The organism is Bradyrhizobium sp. Ai1a-2 (assembly GCF_000426245.1).
Lineage (GTDB): Bacteria > Pseudomonadota > Alphaproteobacteria > Rhizobiales > Xanthobacteraceae > Bradyrhizobium.
This window is the reverse complement of the sequence record NZ_AUEZ01000069.1, coordinates 21,784-44,252: the sequence shown is the minus strand read 5'-3', so window position 1 is coordinate 44,252 and position 22,469 is coordinate 21,784. Positions and strand designations below refer to the sequence as shown.

19 protein-coding genes are annotated in these 22,469 nt (G+C 64.3%); 7 read left to right on the top strand and 12 right to left on the bottom strand.

Going from position 1 to position 22,469, the window contains the following annotated elements; translation table 11 throughout:
• Nucleotides 1–160 precede the first annotated feature (160 nt).
• Nucleotides 161–1,150, bottom strand: a complete 990-nt coding sequence (locus K288_RS0132805; RefSeq protein WP_043161340.1) for an alpha/beta fold hydrolase — start codon at nt 1,148–1,150, stop codon at nt 161–163.
• Nucleotides 1,151–1,548: 398 nt separating this feature from the next.
• Between K288_RS0132805 and K288_RS0132800 the strand changes: the two genes are divergently transcribed.
• From K288_RS0132800 to K288_RS0132775, 5 genes are all read left to right on the top strand, one after another.
• The gene (locus K288_RS0132800) at nt 1,549–2,247 is read left to right on the top strand and encodes a glyoxalase superfamily protein (RefSeq protein WP_027583354.1); all 699 of its coding nucleotides are present in this window, start codon (nt 1,549–1,551) and stop codon (nt 2,245–2,247) included.
• 429 nt (nt 2,248–2,676) lie between these two features.
• Nucleotides 2,677–3,138 (top strand): (2Fe-2S)-binding protein, encoded by a 462-nt coding sequence (locus K288_RS0132790; RefSeq protein ID WP_244443340.1) that lies wholly within the window; start codon nt 2,677–2,679, stop codon nt 3,136–3,138.
• A complete protein-coding gene (locus K288_RS0132785; protein WP_027583352.1) occupies nt 3,135–4,151 on the top strand; it encodes a xanthine dehydrogenase family protein subunit M in 1,017 nt (338 codons plus the stop codon). The genes K288_RS0132790 and K288_RS0132785 overlap by 4 nt, the downstream gene beginning before the upstream one ends.
• Entirely contained in the window at nt 4,148–6,388 is a 2,241-nt protein-coding gene (locus K288_RS0132780) for a xanthine dehydrogenase family protein molybdopterin-binding subunit (RefSeq protein ID WP_027583351.1), read from the top strand. Before K288_RS0132785 ends, K288_RS0132780 begins: the two co-directional genes overlap by 4 nt.
• Before the next feature lie 431 nt (nt 6,389–6,819).
• Nucleotides 6,820–7,212, top strand: a complete 393-nt coding sequence (locus K288_RS0132775; RefSeq protein ID WP_027583350.1) for a hypothetical protein — start codon at nt 6,820–6,822, stop codon at nt 7,210–7,212.
• A 77-nt stretch (nt 7,213–7,289) separates the two neighbouring features.
• Here the strand turns inward: K288_RS0132775 and K288_RS47235 are convergent, their stop codons facing one another.
• Entirely contained in the window at nt 7,290–7,811 is a 522-nt protein-coding gene (locus K288_RS47235) for a hypothetical protein (RefSeq protein ID WP_043161336.1), read from the bottom strand.
• 118 nt (nt 7,812–7,929) lie between these two features.
• Nucleotides 7,930–8,523, bottom strand: a complete 594-nt coding sequence (locus K288_RS55000; protein WP_244443337.1) for a hypothetical protein — start codon at nt 8,521–8,523, stop codon at nt 7,930–7,932.
• Nucleotides 8,524–8,884: 361 nt separating this feature from the next.
• Here K288_RS55000 and K288_RS0132755 point away from each other — a divergent pair, with 361 nt between their 5' ends.
• Entirely contained in the window at nt 8,885–9,271 is a 387-nt protein-coding gene (locus K288_RS0132755; protein WP_027583349.1) for a VOC family protein, read from the top strand.
• A 151-nt stretch (nt 9,272–9,422) separates the two neighbouring features.
• Here K288_RS0132755 and K288_RS0132750 read toward each other — a convergent pair whose 3' ends face one another.
• Nucleotides 9,423–9,788, bottom strand: coding sequence for a hypothetical protein (locus K288_RS0132750; protein WP_051334866.1), 366 nt, complete (start codon nt 9,786–9,788; stop codon nt 9,423–9,425).
• Between the two features lie 339 nt (nt 9,789–10,127).
• Here K288_RS0132750 and K288_RS0132745 point away from each other — a divergent pair, with 339 nt between their 5' ends.
• Nucleotides 10,128–10,478, top strand: coding sequence for a GrlR family regulatory protein (locus K288_RS0132745; RefSeq protein WP_027583347.1), 351 nt, complete (start codon nt 10,128–10,130; stop codon nt 10,476–10,478).
• A 126-nt stretch (nt 10,479–10,604) separates the two neighbouring features.
• Here the strand turns inward: K288_RS0132745 and K288_RS0132740 are convergent, their stop codons facing one another.
• The 8 genes from K288_RS0132740 to K288_RS0132705 form a co-directional block, all read right to left on the bottom strand.
• The gene (locus tag K288_RS0132740; protein WP_027583346.1) at nt 10,605–13,286 is read right to left on the bottom strand and encodes a PAS domain S-box protein; all 2,682 of its coding nucleotides are present in this window, start codon (nt 13,284–13,286) and stop codon (nt 10,605–10,607) included.
• A 140-nt stretch (nt 13,287–13,426) separates the two neighbouring features.
• Nucleotides 13,427–14,248 (bottom strand): NUDIX hydrolase, encoded by an 822-nt coding sequence (locus K288_RS0132735; RefSeq protein ID WP_027583345.1) that lies wholly within the window; start codon nt 14,246–14,248, stop codon nt 13,427–13,429.
• 2 nt (nt 14,249–14,250) lie between these two features.
• Nucleotides 14,251–15,207, bottom strand: a complete 957-nt coding sequence (locus K288_RS0132730; RefSeq protein ID WP_027583344.1) for a dihydrodipicolinate synthase family protein — start codon at nt 15,205–15,207, stop codon at nt 14,251–14,253.
• 63 nt (nt 15,208–15,270) lie between these two features.
• Nucleotides 15,271–16,149 carry an SDR family oxidoreductase gene (locus K288_RS0132725; RefSeq protein WP_027583343.1) on the bottom strand — a complete coding sequence of 293 codons (879 nt, stop codon included), beginning with the start codon at nt 16,147–16,149 and terminating at the stop codon, nt 15,271–15,273.
• A gap of 30 nt (nt 16,150–16,179) precedes the next feature.
• Nucleotides 16,180–17,040 (bottom strand): MaoC family dehydratase, encoded by an 861-nt coding sequence (locus K288_RS0132720; protein WP_027583342.1) that lies wholly within the window; start codon nt 17,038–17,040, stop codon nt 16,180–16,182.
• Between the two features lie 142 nt (nt 17,041–17,182).
• Complete coding sequence (locus K288_RS0132715; RefSeq protein WP_027583341.1) at nt 17,183–17,572, bottom strand: Zn-ribbon domain-containing OB-fold protein; 390 nt, start codon at nt 17,570–17,572, stop codon at nt 17,183–17,185.
• Complete coding sequence (locus K288_RS0132710; protein ID WP_027583340.1) at nt 17,572–18,729, bottom strand: thiolase domain-containing protein; 1,158 nt, start codon at nt 18,727–18,729, stop codon at nt 17,572–17,574. Before K288_RS0132710 ends, K288_RS0132715 begins: the two co-directional genes overlap by 1 nt.
• Before the next feature lie 194 nt (nt 18,730–18,923).
• Nucleotides 18,924–22,415, bottom strand: a complete 3,492-nt coding sequence (locus K288_RS0132705) for an indolepyruvate ferredoxin oxidoreductase family protein (RefSeq protein ID WP_027583339.1) — start codon at nt 22,413–22,415, stop codon at nt 18,924–18,926.
• Nucleotides 22,416–22,469 lie beyond the last annotated feature (54 nt).

Below are 22,469 nucleotides of genomic sequence, written 5' to 3'. Positions count from 1 at the left end.
GGCGTCAAACCCCGAAAGCTTGCAATCTCAAACCCCCTCACGACCGAAAAATCGACTCCACATCAATGGCTTGGGCGATTCTTCACGGACGACTCCAGCAGCAGCAGCCTGACGGCCAAATAGCAACGTGGCTCGTGCTGCAGCCGCGCGAAAGCCGGGTTCACGCCGCCGAGGTGTCGATCTGGCGGCGGATCACCCGCCGTACGTCCGCATTCGACAGGAACAGATCGTGGTTGATGATGCCCCAGCCCGAGTCGGAAGCATCGACCACGCGCACGCCGAGCTGCTCAATGACGGCCTTCTCGGCCGCGCCGACCCGCTTCATGCCACCGGCGAGCTGCCCCGAGAGGGCGAGCGCGCGGTCGTTCGTTGCGGTGATCACCGTGATCTTGCGGGCCAGCGGCCCGATACGGTTGATCGCCGACGAGAACACGTCCATGTCGATGTCGGGCGAAGCGAACACCACCGCGCCGATCCTGCCGTCAACGGTGTCACCATATCGATCATGGAGCTGGCGCAGGCTTTCGAGCGCCAGCATCGTTCCCATGCTGTGCGCGACGATGTGGACGCGGCCGACGCCGGAGGGCGTCACGATGCCCTGAAGCACGCGCTCGAAATCATCGCGGGACCACATCGCGCTGTCGCGGTCGTAGGAGTAGTCGAACAGTCCCGCTTTTGACGGCCAGGAGAACACCATCGTCTGGCCGCGGAACCGGATGCCGTCGGACAGGTGGGCCGCGTCGAGCGCCGCCGTCTCGAACGTCTGTTTGAAGCCGTGCACATAGATCAGGACGTCTGATCCGCCGCCGCCGGCCTGCCCGAGAAGATCGCTGACGTCTCCCGAAACCGGCTCGACCTGATCAATACGCCAATCGGCGAGTCCTGCTGCCGCGAGAGAGAAACGGCTCTCGTCCGGCGGCACCAGCTTCGCCCGTGCGACCGTCATCGTGGTGGCCCGATCCGGCCCGAACCAAGGCTTCGCGCGCCCGCCCTTTACGGGCTTGCGCGTGGTTGCGACAAGCAGCACGGGGTCCACCGACAGCGATGATGCGTCGTAGCGCGCGCCGGTCGCGCCCAGGCTAGCGCATCCGCCGAGCGCGAGTGCGCCCGCAGAGGATGCGAGCCCGCCCAGCATTGCGCGGCGGGACATCGTCACTTCGTTTTGCAGTAAATGTCGGACGATCACGCGGGACTTCAGAAGCCGCCTCCGTAAGACCCGCCCCTCGGCGAGTTTCCTGAATGATGATGGCGGCGAGAAAAGGGCGACAGCCTCAAGTCAGAGCGTAGCGCAACACTGCAGAACGGCGCAGATTTGCCGATAGCAGCGCGGAGCAGGTTGGAACCCGGCGACGCAAAAGTTCCCTTGTGGCCCGTTGACACCCAGCGGCGACGCGCCACCTATCTGATCGGTGGATACGACCTGCCGCTTGCACCCCTTTTGGGTATGGTGAACGTATCGCAGCGTCCCTCTAACAGCCCCTTTGCCCGAGCAACGGGTCAGCAACGCAAGCACTGGCGCCCGTTTTCGTTCAAGCAAAGGACCAAACCATGCGCGACTTCCGCGACGCTAAAGCTATGGCGCATACGCTTCGCGCCCACCTCGCTGCCAGGGGCTTCAACATCACCGTCAGCCAGAGCCTGGAATTGATCGCCGAGCTGTTCGGCGTGCCCGATTGGAATACGCTCGCTGCCGAAATTCGTCGCGGAGTGCATGCCGCTGGCGCAGACGCGCCTTCTCCACCACGCGCAAGCGCGCGATGGCCCGCGGGATTCACCCGCGAGCTCGAACTGACGCTGCATCGCGCCCAGGCGCACGCGCAGGAACGAGCGCACGAATTCGCAACGTTGGAGCATCTTTTGCTCGCCCTGATCGACGATGCTGACGCTGCCGCGGCGTTAAAGGCCAACTCGATCGATCTTCATGCACTCAGAGAAAGCTTGGCCACTTACATCCAGAAGAAGCTGAGGGCATTGGTGATGACCGGCGGCGAACGCAACTCCAGTCCAACAGTCGCATTCCGGCGTACCGTCTATCGCGCCGCGGCCCGCGCCAAGGGCATGAAGCGCGAAACGTCCGGCGCAAACGTGCTTGCCGCCATGTTCCTCGAAACCGACAGCCCTGCCGTGTGGCTCCTGCGCGAACAAGGACTAACGCAGCAAGGCGTCGAGAGCTTCACGTCCACTGCAACTGTCACAGTGCGCAGTGAGAGCAGCGTCCATTCCGCAGTGACCCAGCGCGAAGGCTAGGTTGGAGGGGCAAGGTGTTCACAGCGGGGAGCACCTTGGCCCGAGGTGTTCATATGGGGGCCACCGTGATTCACCGGAGTCCAAATAGGACCGCGATACCGCTAAGGTTGCTTCGCCGGGGCCATTTCATTCCGAAGCGATTTTGTTAGCCGGCAAGGGCCGCTGAGAAATCAGCGGCCCTTCGCTTTAGGATCAAAGCACATTGCCGCATCGCCCCGCGCCGAGTGCGCTCACGAAATCCAGCGTGCGATTTGGAAAGAACCGAAACAGCCGCTTCGACATGCTGCGCTGACTTTGGAACCAATCTAAACCGCCGGTATTCTCCGCTTTGATCCCTACCGGATGGCAGTCACCTGCAAGACGGAGTCGCTGACGATGCAAGATGGAGCCGCGCAATCGGACGCCAACCCTGCCCCGCTGCCGGAAAAGATGTCGGTGACACTGACCGTCAATGGGACAGAAAGGCGCTTTTCAGTTCTGCCCTGGGTCTCGCTTCTGGATGCGCTCAGGGACCATCTCGATCTCACCGGCACCAAGAAGGGATGCGACCATGGTCAATGCGGCGCATGCACCGTGCTAGTCGATGGACGCCGCATCAATTCATGCCTGACGCTTGCGGTGATGCGCGATGGCGCGCACGTCACCACGATCGAGGGACTGGCCACCAACGGCGCGCTGGACCCGCTGCAGCAGGCTTTCATCGACCATGACGCCTTCCAGTGCGGCTACTGCACGCCCGGACAGATCTGCTCCGGCATCGGGCTGATCGCCGAGGGACGGGCCAAGAGCCCCCACGAGATCAGGGAATTCATGAGCGGCAACATCTGCCGCTGCGGCGCCTATCCCAACATCGTCGCCGCGATCCAGCAGGCGATGGGGACCAAGCCATGATCCCGTTCCAATATACGCGAGCGAATAACGTCGCCGACGCGGTGCGACTGATCGCGGCCAATAGCGGTGCAAAATTCATCGCCGGCGGCACCAACCTGCTCGATCTCATGAAAGACAATGTCGAGCGGCCGACGAAGCTGATCGACATCTCCCGCCTGCCGCTGACCTCGGTCGAAGAGACCGCCTCGGGAGGCTTGCGGATCGGAGCGCTGGTGCCGAACGCCGACCTTGCCTGGCATCCGCTGATCGAAAAGCGCTATCCGCTGGTGGCAAGCGCGATTCTTGCCGGCGCCTCGCAGCAATTGCGCAACATGGCTTCCACCGGCGGCAATTTGGTACAACGGACGCGATGCGCCTATTTCTATGACACTGCCACGCCCTGCAACAAGCGCCAGCCGGGCTCGGGCTGCTCTGCCGTCAACGGCATCAACCGCGGCCACGCGATCCTGGGCGCCAGCACCTCCTGCATTGCGACGCATCCGTCCGACATGTGCGTGGCGCTCGTCGCGCTCGATGCCACGGTGCACGTGACGGGCCCGAACGGCGGGCGCACGATCCCGTTCGCGGACTTCCACCGCCTGCCCGGCGACACCCCGCACATCGACACCAATCTCGGGCCGGACGAGATCATCACCGCGATCGAGGTGCCCGCGAAGGGCTTTGCGACCAACTACTCCTACCTGAAGATCCGCGACCGGTTGTCCTACGCCTTCGCGCTGATCTCGGTCGCGGCCGCACTCGAGCTCAAGGACGGCACGATCCAGGAAGCGCGGCTCGCGCTCGGCGGCGTCGCCCACAAGCCGTGGCGCGATGTGGCGGCCGAGGCGGCGTTGCGCGGACGGCCCGCCGAGGAAGCGAGCTTTGCCGCCGCGGCGGACCTCCTGCTTCGCGACGCCAGGCCGCAGGCCCAGAACGGATTCAAGATCGATCTCGCCAAGCGGGCGATCATCCGCACGCTGACGCAGGCCGCGCGCGGCACGCCGCAATCGCAATCGAACAAGACGATCCAATGAGCATGGTCAACAACACCGCGAAAACCTATACCGGCACCGCCACCTCGCGCGTCGATGGCCGCGCCAAGGTCACTGGCGCCGCCAAATATGCCGGCGATTTCAACGAAGGCGGTCTCGCCTATGGCGCGGTCGTGGAATCCACCATCGCCAGAGGCCGGATCGCGCGGATCGACACCAGCCAGGCGCTCCGCGTGCCGGGCGTGATCGATGTCATCACCCATGAGAACAGGCCGCGGGTCGCCGACACCGATCAGGCCTGGAAGGACGACGTCGCCCCGGAGGAAGGTTCGCCGTTCCGCCCGCTCTATGACGACATGATCAAGTTCAACCAGCAGCCGATCGCGCTGGTCGTCGCGGAAGAATGGGAAATCGCACGCTATGCGGCCTCGCTCGTTCGCGTTGACTATGAGAAGCAGCCATTCGTCACCGACGTGTATCGCAAGCGCGATGATGCCATCGTCGTCGAGAAGCCCGACAAGCTGCGCGGCGATGCTGCGAAGGCATTTGCAGCGGCCGAGGTGCGGCACCAGGCCGACTATTTCATCCCGACCGAGCATCACAATCCGATGGAATTGTTTGCGACCACCGCGATGTGGGACGGCGGCGGCCCGCTGACGGTCTACGACAAGACCCAGGGCGTGCAGAACGTGCAGCAGTACCTCTGCGGCGTGTTCGAGAAGAAGCCGGAGGAGATCCGCGTGATCTCGCCCTATGTCGGCGGCGCCTTCGGTGCTGGCTTGCGGCCCCAATATCAGGTGGTGCTGGCGGTGATGGCCGCGCTGAAGCTGCAGCGCTCGGTGCGGCTGGTGCTGACGCGCCAGCAGATGTATGGGCTGGGCTATCGTCCGGCCACCATCGAGCGGCTTGCGCTTGGCGCACGGCGCGACGGCACGCTCGATGCGATCACGCATGAAGCCGTTGGCGTGACCTCGCAGTTCGAGGAATTCTCGCGCAACGACACCGGTTGGTCGGCCCTGCTCTACACATCGCCGAATGCCCGATATGAACACCGCGTGGCGCCGCTTGACGTGCCGACGTCCTGCGACATGCGTGCGCCGGGCGCTGCGACCGGCGTCTACGCGCTCGAGAGCGCGATGGACGAACTCGCGGTCGCGCTGAAGATGGATCCGGTGGAATTGCGGATGCGCTGCTATTCGGACCGCGACCAGAATGAGGACCTGCCCTATACCAGCAAGTGCCTGCGCGAATGCTATCGCGAAGGCGCCGCGGCCTTTGGCTGGGACAAGCGCAATGCGGAGCCGCGCTCGATGCGCGACGGCAGGAATCTCGTGGGCTGGGGCATGGCCTCCGGCGTCTGGGAGGCGCTGCAGATGCCGGCCGCGGTGCGGATCGTGATGACGGCCAATGGACATGCGGAAGTCTCCTGCGCGGCTTCCGATATCGGCACCGGCACCTATACGATCATGGCGCAGGTCGCGGCTGACAGCCTCGGGCTTCCAATCGAGAACATCACGATCCACCTTGCCGATTCCACACTGCCGAGAGCGCCGGTCGAGGGAGGGTCATGGATGGCGGCCTCCGCCTGCCATGCCGTGGTCGCGACGGCGAGCGAGGTTCGCAAGGAACTGCTGCGGCTGGCAAAGCTGATGAAGGCATCGCCGCTCGCCGACACGGTCGAGGAAGACGTTACCCTTTCGGACGGCAAACTCGTCAGCCGGACACAAGCCGAGCGCGGGGTTTCGATCTCCGACATCATGCGACATGGCGCGATGGAGCGGATCGAGAAGGAAAAGACCAACGAGTTCGCCGAAGACAAGGCGCACGCCAGGAACACGCATTCGGCCGTATTCGCCGAGGTCAAGATCGACGAGGAACTCGGCGTCATCCGGGTCACCCGCGTCGTCAGCGCGGTCGCGGCGGGCCGCGTGCTGAACCTGAAGACCGGACGCAGCCAGGTGATGGGCGCCGTCGTCGGCGGCATCGGCATGGCGCTGCATGAGGAGACGGTTTACGACCACGGCTTCGGCCGGATCGTCAACCATAACATTGCCGAGTACCATGTGCCCGTTAACGCCGACATCCACGACATCCAGGTGATCTTCGTCGACGAGCCGGATGCCCTGGTCAACCCGCTCGGGATCAAGGGGATCGGCGAGATCGGGATCGTGGGAGTCGCCGCGGCGGTCGCCAACGCCGTCTACCATGCGACCGGCGTGCGGGTACGCGACCTGCCCATCACCCTGGACAAGGTGCTGGCGCGCCGGCCGGCGACCTAGAGCAGGTTGAATCGGCTGAGGCTCGGTTACACCTCCCCCGCTTGCGGGGAAGGTCGGATCGCATCGTCAGATGCGATCCGGGTGAGGGATCTCCCCCTGCGGAAAGTCCCATCGCGGAGACACCCCCACGCCGGCCCTCCCCGCACAAGGGAGGGAGCGCAACTTCACCGGGGCTGCGTTTCAAGGTTATAGGATCCCGCTCTGAACCCCCTTGGGCCGCTGGCGCACCGGACGGGCCGCCGGGGCGCCGTCCCGCTGGACAGGAACCCGAAAATCCGTAAAGAACACACGGCCCTGTCGGAGCGGCGTTGCGCCCGCTTGGACGGGCGCACAAGCGCAAGTAAACAACGTTGGGTTTTGGGGCGATTCCAGCGGTCCGGTTCGATCTCTTCGGGCGCCCTCACCGGTCACGCCATTTCGGACAATTGGACATGAGAAAGATCATCCTCGCGCTGGCGCTGCTGTATCCGGCCGCCGCGTTCGCCCAAGGGACGGCCCAGGGGACTGCCCCGTCGGCAGACCCCGCCAATCCGCCCATGATCGGCGACAAGCCGCTGATGCAGGTCGGCACGAAGAAGCAATCGGCAAAGAAAGGCGAGAAGGCCAAGTCGCAATCGGTCGCCCAGAAGCTCCAGGCATGCCAGGAGATCGATGACGGCACCAAGGAGCGGCTCACCTGCTATGACGAGATCTTCGCGCCGCAGCCCAAGCCGAAGCCGGCCGAAGCCAAGGCGGTCAGCGAGTGTCGCTTCGTGAAGGAAGAGGACGAGCGGCTGACCTGTTACAACGGCTTTGCCGACAAGATTCCTAAGCTGCCGCAGTAATTAGGGCCTTTTCGAGCGAAGTGGATACCGGTTCGCGTCAAGAAAAGGCGTCGAAACGAGAATCTAGAGCAATCCGCTTACCAGGTGCCCCAGCCCGGCCCGCCGCCAAAGAAGCCGAAACGCGACTGCTGCGCCACCCGCATCGGCCGCTGGCCCATGAACATCGGCTGCTGACCCATGTACATCGGTTGACCCGCGTACATCGCTTGCGGCTGGTAGCTCCGTGCCCTGGCAACCCTGTGCTTCTTGGGTGGCTGCTCGTGCTTCTTGCCCTCCGCCGGGACGTACTGGGCGAAGGTCTCGCGGGCGCGAGACTGGGTCGACGTTTGGGCAGCCGACGACTCAGCGCCCGGCGCCGGAGGAAGCGGTGCGGCAGCCATCTGGATCGCGGAGGCCGGCGGCACGAGGGTCGGCAGGCTGGTATCGAAAACCACCCGCTCCGGCAGCTTCTGGGCCGAGAGGATGCGGACCGTCGACTTGTCGATGCCCGGCGCGCTATGGCTTGCTGTCGTCGCGTCCTGCGGGACCAGAGCATCGACTGCGTACAGTAGCGCGAGCAACGCCCCGCCGACGTAAAGGAAATAACGCGTCACCAACATCGAAGCTGCTCCCCCGCGCGATGACGCGGTCTACTCGCCTAATAGCGGATATAGGGAGTTAGTTCCTAGCCACACACCGCAGGTTCAACCAACACGTTCACTTTTTCGGGACGCTTTGTTACGCACGGCTGGCCGTGACCACGGAACACTTTGCCTTATTTGCATTGATGTTCACGAACCCGACCAACACGCCCGCATAGGTCTTGCGGCTCTTCATGCTGATGGTGTCGCTGATCACCCGCCGGCGGTCGGTGAGGTGCGTGCCGTCGGCGCGGGCGAAGGCGCAGGCGATCTCGATATCCTTGACCGGATAGTGGTTGGCGTTGCGCAGCGTCAGCGTGACCAGCGCTTTCGAACCGAGGCCGCCGCGGCGCCAGAACTGGCGGGAGATCCTCAGCCCGTCGATTGGCGCCCGCTCGACCGTGACGGGTTCATTGGTGCTGGCGGTTGGCCCCTCATCGTCGGCAGCATCCTCCGCCGGCGCGGTCGCCTGCTCGACCGGCGCGGCCGCCTCCTCGGTGGGCGCGGCCGCTTTCTCCAGCCAGACGACATCCGAAGAAGTCGAGGGCGGCGTCGCCGCGGCGGTCGATTTGTTATTGGCGTCGCTGGGATCGGGAAGCATCAGCCATCCGCCAACTCCGGCGATCAAGAGAATGGCGAGCAAAACCAGCTTGGCGCCAAAGCCCTGAAACGACCACCTGCCGATGCCCATGGCCATGTCCTCCCCCGCGCAACAACGCTTCCTGCCTGCGCGCAAAGCCGCTGCGGCGCATCACCACACGGCTTGAACGGGACGCACCGCTGTACGGAGACCGCCGCCAACCGATTAACCGTCCACCGATGCTACGGTTCCAAGTCTCCCCGGCAAAAATGCGGCGCAGGGCCTGCGACAGGATGGCCTTGTGGATTCCGAGCCAGTAGATTGCCGCCGCAAACGGATCGCGCGGTTAAGCGCATCTCGAGCATGATCCGGAAAAGTGGAAGCCGGTTTTCCGAAAAGACCATGCTCAAACAGAAAGATGAGATCATGATCCGATCCGATCGGATCATGATCGAGAAAGATGGGAGATGAAATGCCGATAGAGGTTACCTGGGACCATATCCACCTGCGCACCCCCGATCCCGAAGCGACCGCCGCGTGGCTGCGAGACGTGCTGGGCGGCGAGATCATCCGCAACCCCGGCCGCATCGACGTGCAACTCGGCGGCGCCAAGGTGTTCATCGCCCCGGTCGCGCCAGGCGACGGTGTCAATGCGCCGCCGGTGACGCCCTATCAGGGTCTCGACCATTTCGGACTCGCGGTGAAAGATATCGACGCCGTCGCTGCCGAGATCAAGGCAAAGGGCGTCGAGTTCACGACGGAGCCGACCACGATCCGCCCGGGCGTGCGCATATGTTTCATCCGCGGCCCGCAGGGCATCTCGATCGAGCTCCTGGAGCGCGACAAGAAATATGCCTGACCACGCGACGCTTCCGCGCCGAATAGTCAGAGCATGATCCGGAAAAGTGGAAACCGGTTTTGCCTCCCGACAAACGCGTAGCGTTTGCGAGAGATCATGCTCAAACGAAGAGATGCGATCATGATCCGATTCCGTCCAGTCGGATCATGATCTAGGTCATGCTGCCGGGCATGAAACAGCGGATCTGCAGTCCGAGATAGCCGCGGATCGGCCACACCATGGTGCGGCCGTAGCGATTTGGCTCCGTGATCACGGCATCATCAGGCACGTCGATCCATTGGCCATCGATGCGCACGCGATAATGTCCGTCCTTGGATTCCCAATCGACGTCGCTCACCGCAGTGCCATCGGCATCAGAGCAGCACGGCCCCTTCCCGCTCTTCAAACTGTCGAACCATTGCTTGAGCGGCGAATTGGCGTAACGGCCGTCAGGATCGCGCGCATGCCCGAGACTTACGGCCGCCACCGACAACAACGCAGCAAGACTCAATGTGAGTGGGATTCTGAGGCGGACCACTCGACGATGGCCCGTGATTTCACGGATGGAACCTGTCAGCTTTGCGCGTACGCGCACGAAAATGCGGCCGGAATCGATCCAGTTCGTCACCTGTCTCTCGCTCCTGCACCCACCGGCCGGTGCCAACAAATGTCATGCATTTCGCGGGCCAACTTGATTCGGCGAACCGCCGCCCGACACAACGTCGTCATCGAGACGTCGTTCACCAATGGAATGATTTCGGTTTCGCACGGCCTCGGGTGGCGCATAGTCAACCTGCCGCGCTGCGCCGGGCATGTTGCTTTGGCATAAATTCTGAACCGGCAGGCTTGGGTGAAAGGCAGCCGGGCGCGGGGCACTATGCGAAACGGCCTGTATTCCATTCACGTCACCCTGCTCGACGGACGCGTCGGCAAGGGCAGCGGAGTGATTCTATTCCGCGACGGCCAGATTTTCGGCGGCGACGCCTACCTGTTTTATACCGGCACCTACACCGTGAAGGGCAATACGTTCAAAGGCGAAGTGGTGGTGCAGCGACACACCACGCCGCGTGACAGCGACAACCCGCTGTTCGGCGGACCTGCGCCGGTCGGCATCGGTGTTACCGGAACTTTCACCGACACGCAGGCGACCATGAGCGGAACCGCGCTGGTTGGCAAAGCGAGTCAGATCTTCGGCGCCACGCTGCGCAAGCTCGTGGATATCGATTAGCTGCATGGTGCCCGTAGCCCGGGTGGAGCGGAACGCGTAACCCGGGACGGCTGCGTCCGAGTTTACGAGCGGACCCGGGTTGCGCTGCGCTCCACCCGGGCTACGGCAGCGCTCGTGTGGAGACAGTTACTCCGCCGCCTGCTCCACCGGCGCGACGCGCGGCAGGATCATCTGGATGCGGGTGCCGCCGCCGGGCTCGGAGTCGAGATCGAGACGGCCCCCTAAGCGCGTGGTGACGATGCTGTAGACGATGTGAAGCCCAAGGCCGGTGCCGCCCTGGTCGCGGCGCGTGGTGAAGAACGGATCGAAGGCGCGGCGGCGTACGTCGAGCGACATGCCGCAACCATTGTCCGCAAAGATCACCTCGACATTGTCCCTGCCGGAGGCGCGCACCTGGATGTCGACGATACCGGGCTTGCCCTCGGGAAAGGCATGCGCGACCGAATTGAGGAAGAGATTGGTGAGCACCTGTCCGTAGGGTCCGGGATAGGAATTCATGATCAGGTTCGGCTGGCAATCGACGTTGAGCGTCAGATTGTGCTTGCGCAGACCTGGCCTCAGACTCATCACCACCTGCTCGGTGAGATCGCCGAGATCGAAGGTGCGCTGATCGGAATAGTTGCGGTCGGCGGCAACCTGCTTGAACGACTGGATCAGCTCGGCGGCGCGGTTGAGGTTGGCGACGAGCTGCGAGGACGCGTCGCTCGTCGTGGCAAGGAAATCGTTCAGGCTCGAGCGCCGCAACTCGCCGCGCTCGACCTGCGTGGCAAAGGTCGCCGCCTTGCGCTCGAGGGCGGAGGCGACCGTAAGGCTGATACCGACGGGATTGTTGACCTCGTGGGCGACGCCCGCCACCAGCCGTCCGAGCGCCGCGAGCTTTTCCGCTTCGATCAGCGAATTCTGCGTCTCGCGCAGATTGCGCAGCGCCGCTTCCGCGGCGTCGCGCGCCTTCCGCATCTCATGCTCGCTGCGCTTGCGCTCGCCGATGTCGAGCGCCACCGTCACGATGTTCTCGATCTCGCCATGGCCATCGAGGATCGGCAATTTGTTAACCAGCCATTGCCGCATGTTGCCGGCGACGTCCCTGTACTCCTCCTCGTAGAAGCCGAGTTCCCTTCGCCCCGACAACACCCGCTTGTCGTTCTCGTCGGTCTTCGCCGCGCCGTAGCGGGCCATCAGCTCGGCCGTGGTGTGGCCAAGCGCCTCGTGCGGCTCGATGCCGAATATGCCGGCCATGTAGCGGTTCATCAGCACGTAGCGGAGCTTGCGGTCCTTGACGTTGATGACCGCCGGAACGGTGTCGATGACCATCTGCAGCAGGCGGCGGCCTTCGGCGATCGCGTCTTCCGCGCGCTTCTGGTCGGTGATGTCGCGCACCGTGCCTTCGTAGCGGATCACCTCGCCGTTCTCGTCGCGCACGGCGCTCGCGCTGTCTGACAGCCACAACACCGCGCCGCTGCGGGAACGGACCTGATATTCGTAGTCGCGCACCAAGCCGTCGCGGTCCATCAGCCGCTGGTATTCGGTGCGCGCGGCCCGATCGACATAGACATTGGAGGCGACATCGTCGATGCCGTTGATCAGGTCTTGCGGCATGGCGTAGCCCATCATCCGCGCCAGCGCCGGATTGGCGTTGAGCAGCGCACCACCTGGCGTCGTCACATAAATTCCGTCGATGGACGTTTCGAACAGCTTTCGATAGCTTTCTTCGGCGAGCCGCTGCTCGGCGAGCGCGCGCACCGCCGCCTCGCGCGCGGTATCCGCCTCGACCAGCGTTCGCCGGAACACTTCGGCGGCGCGAGCGATCTCGCCGATCTCGTTGTCGACGTCGGTCGCCGGGATCGACGCGCTCTTCTCGCCGGCCGCGACCGCGCGGATCGACTTTGTGATCAAGGCGAGCGGCCGCACGGTGCGGCGGACCACGAGCAGCGCGGCGAAGATCCCGATCAGCACGCCGGCCGAGCCGAGCACGATGCTCTGCCATTTCGCCTCGGTCAGCGTCCGTGCGAAATCCCGCGACAGCACGTGACCGCGGCGCGAACTGAGTTCGCGCAGCAGCTCGGTCACGCGCTGGATCAGGCGACCCTCGGTGCCAAGCACCTCGCGGTCGATATCGGCGATCTGGCGCTCCCGGATCGATATTGCGACGATCGCGTCGGCATAATCGGTCACGGCCGTGCGCAGCGCCGGGTCGGTAATGGTCATCGACCGCATGCTCTGCGCCGCCTGCTCGGCCGCGGACGGGTTATGGGCAAGCAGTGCGGTGGCGATGCGGCTCTGGGCCTGCAACAGCGTGGAAGCAGCGGCAGAATCGGAACTCTCGGCCAAGGCCTTTTCGAAGGCGTCGCGAAGCGGCGGCAGGCCGATGATCAGCTCGGCACGGCGGTTGATCAGCGCCGAGATGCGCTCGATGCCGCCGCGATAGGTGGAGAGGCGCTCGGTGACGCCGTCGATCATATCCTGCTGCTCGGGGGCGAGCTCGATCCTGGTCTTCTTCAGCGCCTCGCTGAGGGCGCTGGCGGCCTCGCCGACCTGGATCGTCTGTGTGCCGGGATCGGTGACGAAGTCGCGCGCCGCAAGCCGCAGTTCGTTCATGCGGCGGTCGATATCCTCGGCCAGGTCGCCGACGCTCTGCAGCCGCTGCAGTTCCCCGAAGGTGGCGTCGATATGACGGATCGCGATCACGCTCGCGGTCGAGGTGATGATGATCACCGCCAGCACCAGCAGGAAGCTGCCGAAGGTCAGCTGACCGATCGACAGCGCGAACGGTCGCTTCTGGGACGGATTCGGCGGTAATTCGGAGGTCATGCGAGGGGCCGGAGTGAAAATCGCCCCAATATACGACGTAATACGGCTCCGGGGGAACCTACCCGTACGGAGGGCCGAACCTCCGGGGCGAACGTTCCGCCGTCATGGCCGCGCTTGACGATGCGGAGAGATGCGATTCGTCAGCCGGCGGCGCCGACCTCGAAGACCTCGCCATCATAGCCGGCCTCGAGCGGGATGCGGAGCTGGCGGCCGGTGGCGGTCTTGGTCATGACGGGCATTACGGTGACGATGGATTTGCCGCGGCTGTCCTGCAGTGCTTCTCCGACGCTGGCCTGCTTGCCGAGCCTGATCAGGTTCCGGGTGGTCGGGAACGGCAGCTTGAAGCGGCCGCTCTCCCCGCCTTCCAGCGCCTCGCGTGGGGAAACCCAGATCGAATCGGTGGATTCCCTGCCGTCATGGGTGCCGAGTTGTTCCGGTGGCGCCGCGGCGAGGAAGAACCAGGTGTCGAACCGCTTCGGCATGCCCTCCGGCGTGATCCAGTGCGCGTAAGGGACGAGTTCGTCGAGCGCCAGCACCATTCCGGTCTCGGCAATCACGTTGAGGAAGCTGGTCTTGCTTTCGCAGAGCAGGCTCCGATGCGCGAGTTCGATCTCGCGGGCGCGGTGGGCATCCACCAGTTCGGTCGAGCCTTTCGGCCGCGCCAGCAGGATACCGCTCTCCTCGAAGGTCTCTCTGATGGCGCCGATGCGGAAGCTGAGCGCGCTCTCGTCGAGCCCTTCGCCGGCGGAATAGAGCGCGTGGTTGGCGATGATCTCCTTGTCGCCCTTGTCGACGCTGCCGCCCGGGAACACCAGTGCCCCGGACGAGAAATCGATCTGGTAATGGCGGACCATCATGAAGATCTCGATCTCGTTGCGGCTCTTGCCGTCAACCCCGCGCGCGGCGGCGTCCCGCAGCAGCAGGATGGTGGAGGCAGGGCGCGGCGTGACGATCTCGGCCATGGCTAGCCTGCGGCGCTGGACTGCGGCTGCAGGTTGGCGCGGCGGTCGACGCGAGCCACGCGCGACAGCAGGTAATCGACCTCCGCCCTCGCCTGCGGCGTGATGACGGCGCCGGGCTTGCGCTGGGCGCTGGAGGCGATGATGCCGCGCTTCTGCAGCACATATTTGCGTACGGTCAGGCCGACGCCCGGCTGCTGCTCGTAGCGGATCAGCGGCAGATGTGCATCGAACAGATCATGCGCGGCGTCGCGCTTGCCGGCCTTGGAAAGCTTGACCACGTCGATCAGGAGCTCGGGAAATGCGTAGCCCGTCATCGCGCCGTCGGCGCCGCGCTCCATCTCGAAATCGAGGAACAGGCCGCCATTGCCGACCAGGATGGACAGCGGCCGCAGCGAGCCGTCTTTCTGGAAATTGCGCAGCGTGGTGATCTTCTCCAGGCCCGGCCAGTCCTCGTGCTTGAGCATCACGCAGGACGGGCAGTCCATCACGATCTTGCGGATCACCGCCGGCGTGAACACCACAGTGAGCGTCAGCGGATAGTCCTGCAGCACCCAGGGGATGTCGTCGCCGATCGCCTCCTGCGCCTGCTTGAAATAGCCAATGATCTGGTCGTCGGTGCGCAGGTGCGGCGGCGGCGCGATCATGACACCCGCGGCGCCTGCATCCATCGACGCCTTGGCCAGCGAACGCATCGAGGCGAAGCCCGGCGCGGAGACGCCGACGATCACCTGCAGGTCCTTGGCGCGCTTGATGAAGCGAACCGCGACCTGCTCGGCCTCGGCTGCATCCAGCTTTGGAGCCTCGCCCAGGATGCCGAGCACGGTGACGCCGTCGCAGCCGACCTCGGTATAGAAATCGCTGAGCCGGTCGATCGAACGCTCGTCGATGCGGCCGTCGTCATGGAACGGCGTCGGCGCGATTGCGAAGGTGCCGGCGGCCTGGGCGGTGAGCTTTGTCATTCGTGCCTCTATCCTCTTTCGTCATTCCGGGCTCGCGCTTCGCGCGCCCGGAATGCAGTTAGCCTAAAACCGCCGAGCGCCCATCTTGATCTGCTCTTCCGAGAAGAAGATGTCCTTGGCGTGAGTGACGATATCCTCGGCCTTCCAGCCCGTGAACGGCGGCTTCCAGCCTTCCATTTCCATCATTCGCATCTCCCTGACACCGCGCGGGCCGGAGACGCCGAGCACCTTGCCGGTCTGGTCGCCCGACAAATCGCTGACCATGTATAGCACGGCCGGTGCGATGCCGTCCGGGCCGAGCGCGGCGCCGGGGTTTTCTTTATAGCGGGGCAGGTCTGCGGTCATGCGGGTCAAGGCGCCCGGCGCCAGCGTCCAGATCCGGATGTTGTATTTGCGACCTTCGATTGCCAGCACGTTGGAGAAACCCCAGATGCCGCCCTTGGCCGCGCCGTAATTGCTCTGGCCGAAATTGCCGATCAGGCCTGATGTCGATGAGGTGTTGACGATGACACCACCGCCGTTCTCGCGCATCCACCGGAACACCGGCAGCGTGCAGCAAAAGGTACCTTTCAGATGAACCTTGATCACCTTGTCCCAGTCGGCCTCGCTCGACTTGGCGAAGGTCTGGTCGCGCAGGATGCCGGCATTGTTGACGAGGATGTCGGCGCGGCCGAAATTCTTGATGGCCTCGTCGAACACCGACTGGCCGCCTTCCAGGGTCGAGATGTCGGCGCCATTGGCGACCGCGCGCCCACCTTCGGCCTTGACCGCATCCACCACCTGCTGCGCCATCGACTTGTCCGCGCCCGAGCCGTCGCGTGGACCGCCGAGATCGTTGACCACGACCGCCGCGCCCTCGCGCGCGAACAGCTTTGCGTAGGCCTCACCGAGCCCGCCGCCTGCGCCGGTGATGATCGCCACCTTGCCGTCGAGTAATCCCATCGTTTCTTCTCCCTGCTTTTTTGCGGTCGATTAAGCAAGCACCGTCTTGCCGTTGCGGATCACGGTGACGCCGCGTGATTTCACCTTGGCCTCGAACGAGATCACGTTGCCGTCCTTCCAGAGATCCATGGTCACGGTCTCGCCGGGATAGACCGGCGAGGAGAAGCGCGCAACGTGCTGCTTGAAGGCGGACGGATCGTAATCGGCGTAGGTTTGCAGCACGCCGCGGCAGGTGATGCCATAGGTGCACATTCCGTGCAGGATCGGCCGTGGGAAGCCTGCTTTCTTCGCGAACTCCGGATCGGAGTGCAGCGGATTGCGATCGCCGCAGAGGCGGTAGATCAGCGCCTGGTCCGGGCGCGTTGCGATGTCGACGGTCCGGTCGGGCGCGCGCTCCGGCACCTTGTGCGGCTCCGGCTGGCCCTCGGACGTTCCGCCAAAGCCACCATCGCCGCGGGCGAAGCGCGAGGCGACCAGCGTGACCAACTTCTCGCCCTTCTCATCTTTCAGCACGGTCTGGTGGCGGATCACCGCGCCCTTGTCCTTGCCCTTGTCGAAGACGTCGAGCACGGACGAGTCGGCCGTGATGTGCGCGGCTGTCGCCAGCGGCTTGTGGAAGGTGATGTCGCGCTCGCCATCGACCACCAGTACGCGATTGAGGTTCATCTCACCGGGGCCGGCGCCCCAGGCCGCCACCGATGCGAAAGTCGGCACGACCTTCAGCGGACGCGGCGTCAGCGTCGCCTCATTGACGAAAGCGAGCTCGCGCTCGTCCATCGGATCGGCGCCCATGCCGACGCCATAGGCGTAAAGCATCACCTCGCGATCGCCGTAGCTGTATTTCTGGCCGAGATTTTTCAGGGCCATCAGCTGCTCGTAATTGATCGGCATTTTTTTCGTTCCTCCCAGCTTCACTTGCCCGTCATGCCCGCGAAGGCGGGCATCCAGTAATCACCAGCGCCGCGGGTTACTGGATCCCCGCCTTCGCGGGGATGACGATCTGTTTGCTTGGCGCGCGCCGTGCGCCATCTCGTTAGGCCATCGTGAAGAATGGCAGTGGGGCGCCGTCGGTCGGCTTCCACACCACCTTCACCTTCTGGCCGATCCTGATCTTGTCCAGATCGCAGTCGACGATATTGGTCTGCAGCGACGGGCCTTCCTTCAGCGTGACATAGGCGATCGCGTATGGGCCGGTCGGCGACTTCCGCATCAGGCTGTAGGTATAGACCGTCGCCTCGCCCGAACTCTCTTCCCACACCGTCTTGTCGGAGAAGCAGAACGGGCAGATCGAGCGCGGGAAGTAATGCGGTTCGCCGCAGGCGGTGCAGCGCTTGATCAGGAATTTGCCTTGCCTGGCTGCTTCCCAGAACGGCGCGCTTTCCGGGTTGGTCACCGGCGCATTGAATTTCTTCGCTTCCGTCATCACACGCGCTCCAGAATGCAGGTCGAGGCGGCGTGGCGGACGCCGAGCAGGCCACCGGTGCCATGGGCGATCGCGAGATCGCAATTCGGTACCTGCACCTTCGGATGCGCTTCGCCGCGGAGTTGCCTGACAGCCTCGAGGATCTTGGTCATGCCGCCGCGGTTGACCGGATGGTTGCTGCAGAGCCCGCCGCCATCGGTGTTGAACGGCAATTTGCCGACGCCGGAGATCAGGTTGCCATCAGCGACGAACTTGCCGCCCTCGCCTTTCTTGCAGAAGCCGAGATCCTCGAGCTGCATCAGCACGGTGATGGTGAAGCTGTCGTAGATCGAGGCGTACTTGATATCCTTCGGCGTCACGCCCGCTTCCTCGAAGGCGCGCGGGCCAGACCACACGCCGGCGGAATAAGTGAGATCGAGATCCTTGCCGCCGCGCGGACCCTTCATCGCTTCGCCGTGGCCGATCAGGCGCACCAACGGCTTCTTCAGGCTCTTGGCGATCTCCTCCGTCGTGACGATCATCGCGCCGCCGCCATCGGTGACGACGCAGCAATCCATGCGATGCAGCGGATCGGAGATCATCGGCGAGTTCAGCACGTCCTCGACGGTCACGACTTCCTTCAGCATCGCATGCGGGTTGTATTGCGCGTGATGGGAAGCGGCGACCTTGATCCACGCGAGCTGCTCGCTGGTGGTGCCGTAATCGTGCATGTGGCGCATGGCACACATGCCATAGGCGTTATGCGTGGTAGCCCCGTAGGCGGTCTCGAAATCGGCCTCGGCGCCCGCAGCGCGCGGCGGCATCACCCCGGTGCGCGGCTTGCCGGCGAGCGTCACCAGGGCGATCGAGCACTTGCCGGCGGCGATCGCTTCGGCTGCGTGACCGAGATGGATCAGGTAGGAACAGCCGCCGGTCTCGGTGGAATCGACATGGCGCAGCTTTTTGGTGTTGAAGCCGAGATAATCGACCATCGGCCAGAGCCCCCCGGCCGCGTCGCCGGCGCAGAAATAGCCGTCGATATCGTCCTTGGTGAGGCCCGCATCCTCGATCGCGCCCTTGGCGACCTCGGCATGAAGCTGCGCGGTGGATTTGTCGGGAGCGTGCCGGGTGGGATGCTCATAGATGCCGGCAATGTAAGCCTTGCCTTTGATGGTCAACTCGTTCTCCGCTGGCGTTTCTCGTGCAAGCGTTTTTCTGGACCGTCAGGCAGGCCTTGGCAAGCGCGGAAATATTCCGTGCGGCGAGAGGGAAGGAGATACGGTTGTTGGGTGGGCAAAGCGCAGCCCCACCATTCTTGCACCGAACGTGGACGGTGGGCACGCTTCGCTTTGCCCACCCTACGGCAGCGCGTCTACTCCGCTGCCATTTGCCTCGGAGCCGGCGGCGGGTTGGCGAGGTCGGCGGCGAGCTGGGCGTAGCGGGCTTTTGCCTCTTCCACCGCCTTTTCCTTCACGGGGCCGTAGCCGCGGATGCGGTCGGGCAGCGAGAGCAATTCGACCGCGGTATCGACCGTGAGCGGTGACAGCAAATTGAGGACCGTCGCGACGTCCTTCTCGTAGCCTGCGATCAAATTGCGCTCGAGCTTGCGGTCGGCGCTGTAGCCGAAGATGTCGAGCGGCGTGCCACGCAGGAAACGCAGCCTGGCCAGCACGCGGAAGACTTTCAGCATCGACGGGCCGAAGGCGCGCTTCTTCGGCCGGCCCTGCGCGTCAACGCCGCGCGCCAAGATCGGCGGCGCGAGGTTGAAGTTGAACTTGAAATCGCCTTCGAACTGCTCGCGAAGCTGGTGCTCGAACCGGCCATCGGTGAAGAGCCGCGCGACCTCGTACTCGTCCTTGTAGGCGAGCAGCTTGGCGTAGTTGATCGCGACCGCGCGCGGCAGCGCATCGCCATAGCCGCCCTTGGTGGCGACATCGCGCACCTGGTCGACCAGCTTGCGATAGCGTTTTGCCAATCTGCCGTTCTGATAAGCCGTGAGATGCGTGCTGCGATGGGCGATGACCTCGTCCAGCGTCATGGCATCCAGCGTCTTCGGCGCGACCGGCTCGTCCTGGTCCTTCATCATCGCGGCGAGCCGCGCCGGGTCCGCGGCGGCAAGGCGGCCGAGCTGGAAGGCGTCCTTGTTCATCTTGATCGAGACACCGTTGACCTCGATCGCCTGCTCGATCGATGCCGCCGACAACGGCAACAGCCCCTTCTGATAGGCGTAGCCCATCATCATGATGTTGGTGGCGATGCTGTCGCCGAGCAGAGCTTCGGCCGGCCTGGTGAAATCGAAGAACGCAGAGTCCTGACGCAGCGCATTCTCCAGCACCGAGTTGACCTTGCGAACCTGGAAGTTGAAGTCGCGGTTCAGGATGAAATCCGCGGTCGGGATCACATGGCTGTTGATGATGCCGGCGGTGCGGCCGGATTCGCAGAGCGTGATCGTCTCCTTCGACGCCGCAACGACCTCGTCCGCGGCCAGCACGAGATCTGCGGTGCCGGTGACGATGCGCGAACATGTGACGTCGGCCGGATGATCCGACAGCCGGACGTGGCTCAACACCGCGCCGCCCTTCTGCGCGAGGCCCGACATGTCCAGGATCATGCTGGCCTTGCCTTCGATATGAGCGGCCATCCCGAGCAGCGCGCCGATCGTCAGCACGCCGGTGCCGCCGACGCCGCCGACCGCGATGTTATAGGGACGCTCCAGCGACGGCCGCGTGGCCGGCTCAGGCAGGTCGCCGATGGCGCCGAGTTCCGGCGGTGCGCGCCGGCGCAGCTTGCCGCCATCGACCGTGACGAAGGACGGACAGAAGCCCTTCACGCACGAATAGTCCTTGTTGCAGGTCGACTGGTTGATGGTGCGCTTGCGGCCGAATTCGGTCTCCAGCGGCTCGACCGAGATGCAGTTCGACTGCACCGAGCAATCGCCGCAGCCCTCGCAGACGGCAGGGTTGATCAGCACGCGCCGCTGCGGATCCTCCATCAGGCCACGCTTGCGGCGACGGCGCTTCTCGGCGGCGCAGGTCTGCACGAAGACGATCGCGGACGTCCCCTTGAATTCGCGGCACTCCTTCATGACGTTCTCGAGCTCGTCACGATGCGCGAGCTTCACGCCCGGCGCGATCGTACTGCCTGGATAGGCGTCGGGATTTTCGGAGACGAGATAGATCTCGCGGATGCCTTCGGCGTGGAGCTGGAAGGTGATCTGCTGCGGCGACAGGTCGCCGTCGTGACGCTGGCCGCCGGTCATCGCGACCGCGTCGTTGTAGAGGATCTTGTAGGTGATGTTGGCTTTCGAGGCGACCGCCTGCCTGATCGCCAGGAGGCCGGAATGGAAATAGGTGCCATCGCCGAGATTGGCGAAGATATGGTTCTCATTGGTGAACGGCGCGATGCCGACCCACGGCACGCCCTCCCCGCCCATATGGGTGAACGTCTCGGTGTTGCGGTTCATCCACAGCGCCATGAAGTGGCAGCCGATGCCGGCCATGGCGCGGCTGCCTTCCGGCACTTTGGTCGAGGTGTTGTGCGGGCAGCCCGAGCAGAAATACGGGACCCGGGCGATCGGGGATGTGGCCTGCATCTGCGTCGCCTGGCGGCCGTTGAACCAGTCGGCCTTGGCGCGCAGCATCTCGGCGATCTCAGGATTGAGATTGAGGCGAAGCAGGCGCTCGGTCAGCGAGCTTGCGAGCGAGGCGACGCTGAGCTCGGCGGCGAAAGTGAGGAAGCGCTTGTCGTGCTCATCCATCTTGCCGACGATGCGCGGACGGACGTCGTCGCGCCAGTTGAAGAGCTCCTGCTTGACCTGGTTCTCGACGATCTCGCGCCGCTCCTCGACGATGAAGATCTCCTCGAGGCCGACGGCAAAGTTGCGCACGCCTTCCGGCTCCAGCGGCCAGGGCATGCCGATCTTGTAGAGCCGGATGCCGATCTTGGCGGCGATCTCCTCGGTGATACCGAGTTCGCGCAGCGCCTGGCGGATGTCCTCGTAGCTCTTGCCCGACGCCATGATACCGTAGCGCGCGTTCGGCGAATCCATGGTGATGCGGTTGACCTTGTTGGCGCGGGCAAAGGCGATCGCGGCAAAGCCCTTGTAGTCCTGCAGGCGCCGGTCCTGGTCGAAGCGGTCGTCGGGCCAGCGGATGTTCAGCCCGCCCGGCGGCAGCTCGAAATCGGTCGGGATCACGAACGGCGTCATCTCGTCGGTGAGGTCGATCTCGGCCGTGGTCTCGACCGTCTCCGTGATCACCTTCATGCCGACCCAGCAGCCCGAATAGCGCGACATCGCGATGCCGAGCAGGCCCATCTCGATCATCTCGTGGATGCTGGACGGATAGAGATAGGGCATCAGCGCCGAGATGAAGGCGTGGTCCGACTGGTGGGGAACGGTGGAGGACTTGGCGCCGTGGTCGTCCCCGGCGAGACAGAGCACGCCGCCATGTTTGGCGGAGCCTGCCGCATTGCCGTGACGGAACACGTCGCCGCAGCGGTCGACGCCGGGGCCCTTGCCGTACCAGATGCCGACCACGCCGTCGTAGTTGGCGCCGGGCGAAAGGTGGAGCTGCTGCGAGCCCCAGATCGCGGTGGCAGCCAGGTCCTCGTTCACGCCGGGCTGGAACTTGATGTTGTACTGCTCGAGGTGACGCTTGGCCGCAAAGAGCTGTTGGTCGTAGCCGCCAAGCGGCGAGCCGCGATAGCCTGAGATGAAGCCCGCGGTCTTCAGGCCAGCCGCGCGGTCGCGGCGGATCTGCGCCATCGGCAGGCGGACCAAGGCCTGGATGCCGGTCAAAAAGACATGGCCGGTGCCCTGGGTGTACTTTTGGTCGAGACTGATCGGACCCTGATTGATTCCCATCTAAGCCCTCGTATTCCTGGTCGCGACGACTGATTTTAGCTAGTCATCCAGGCG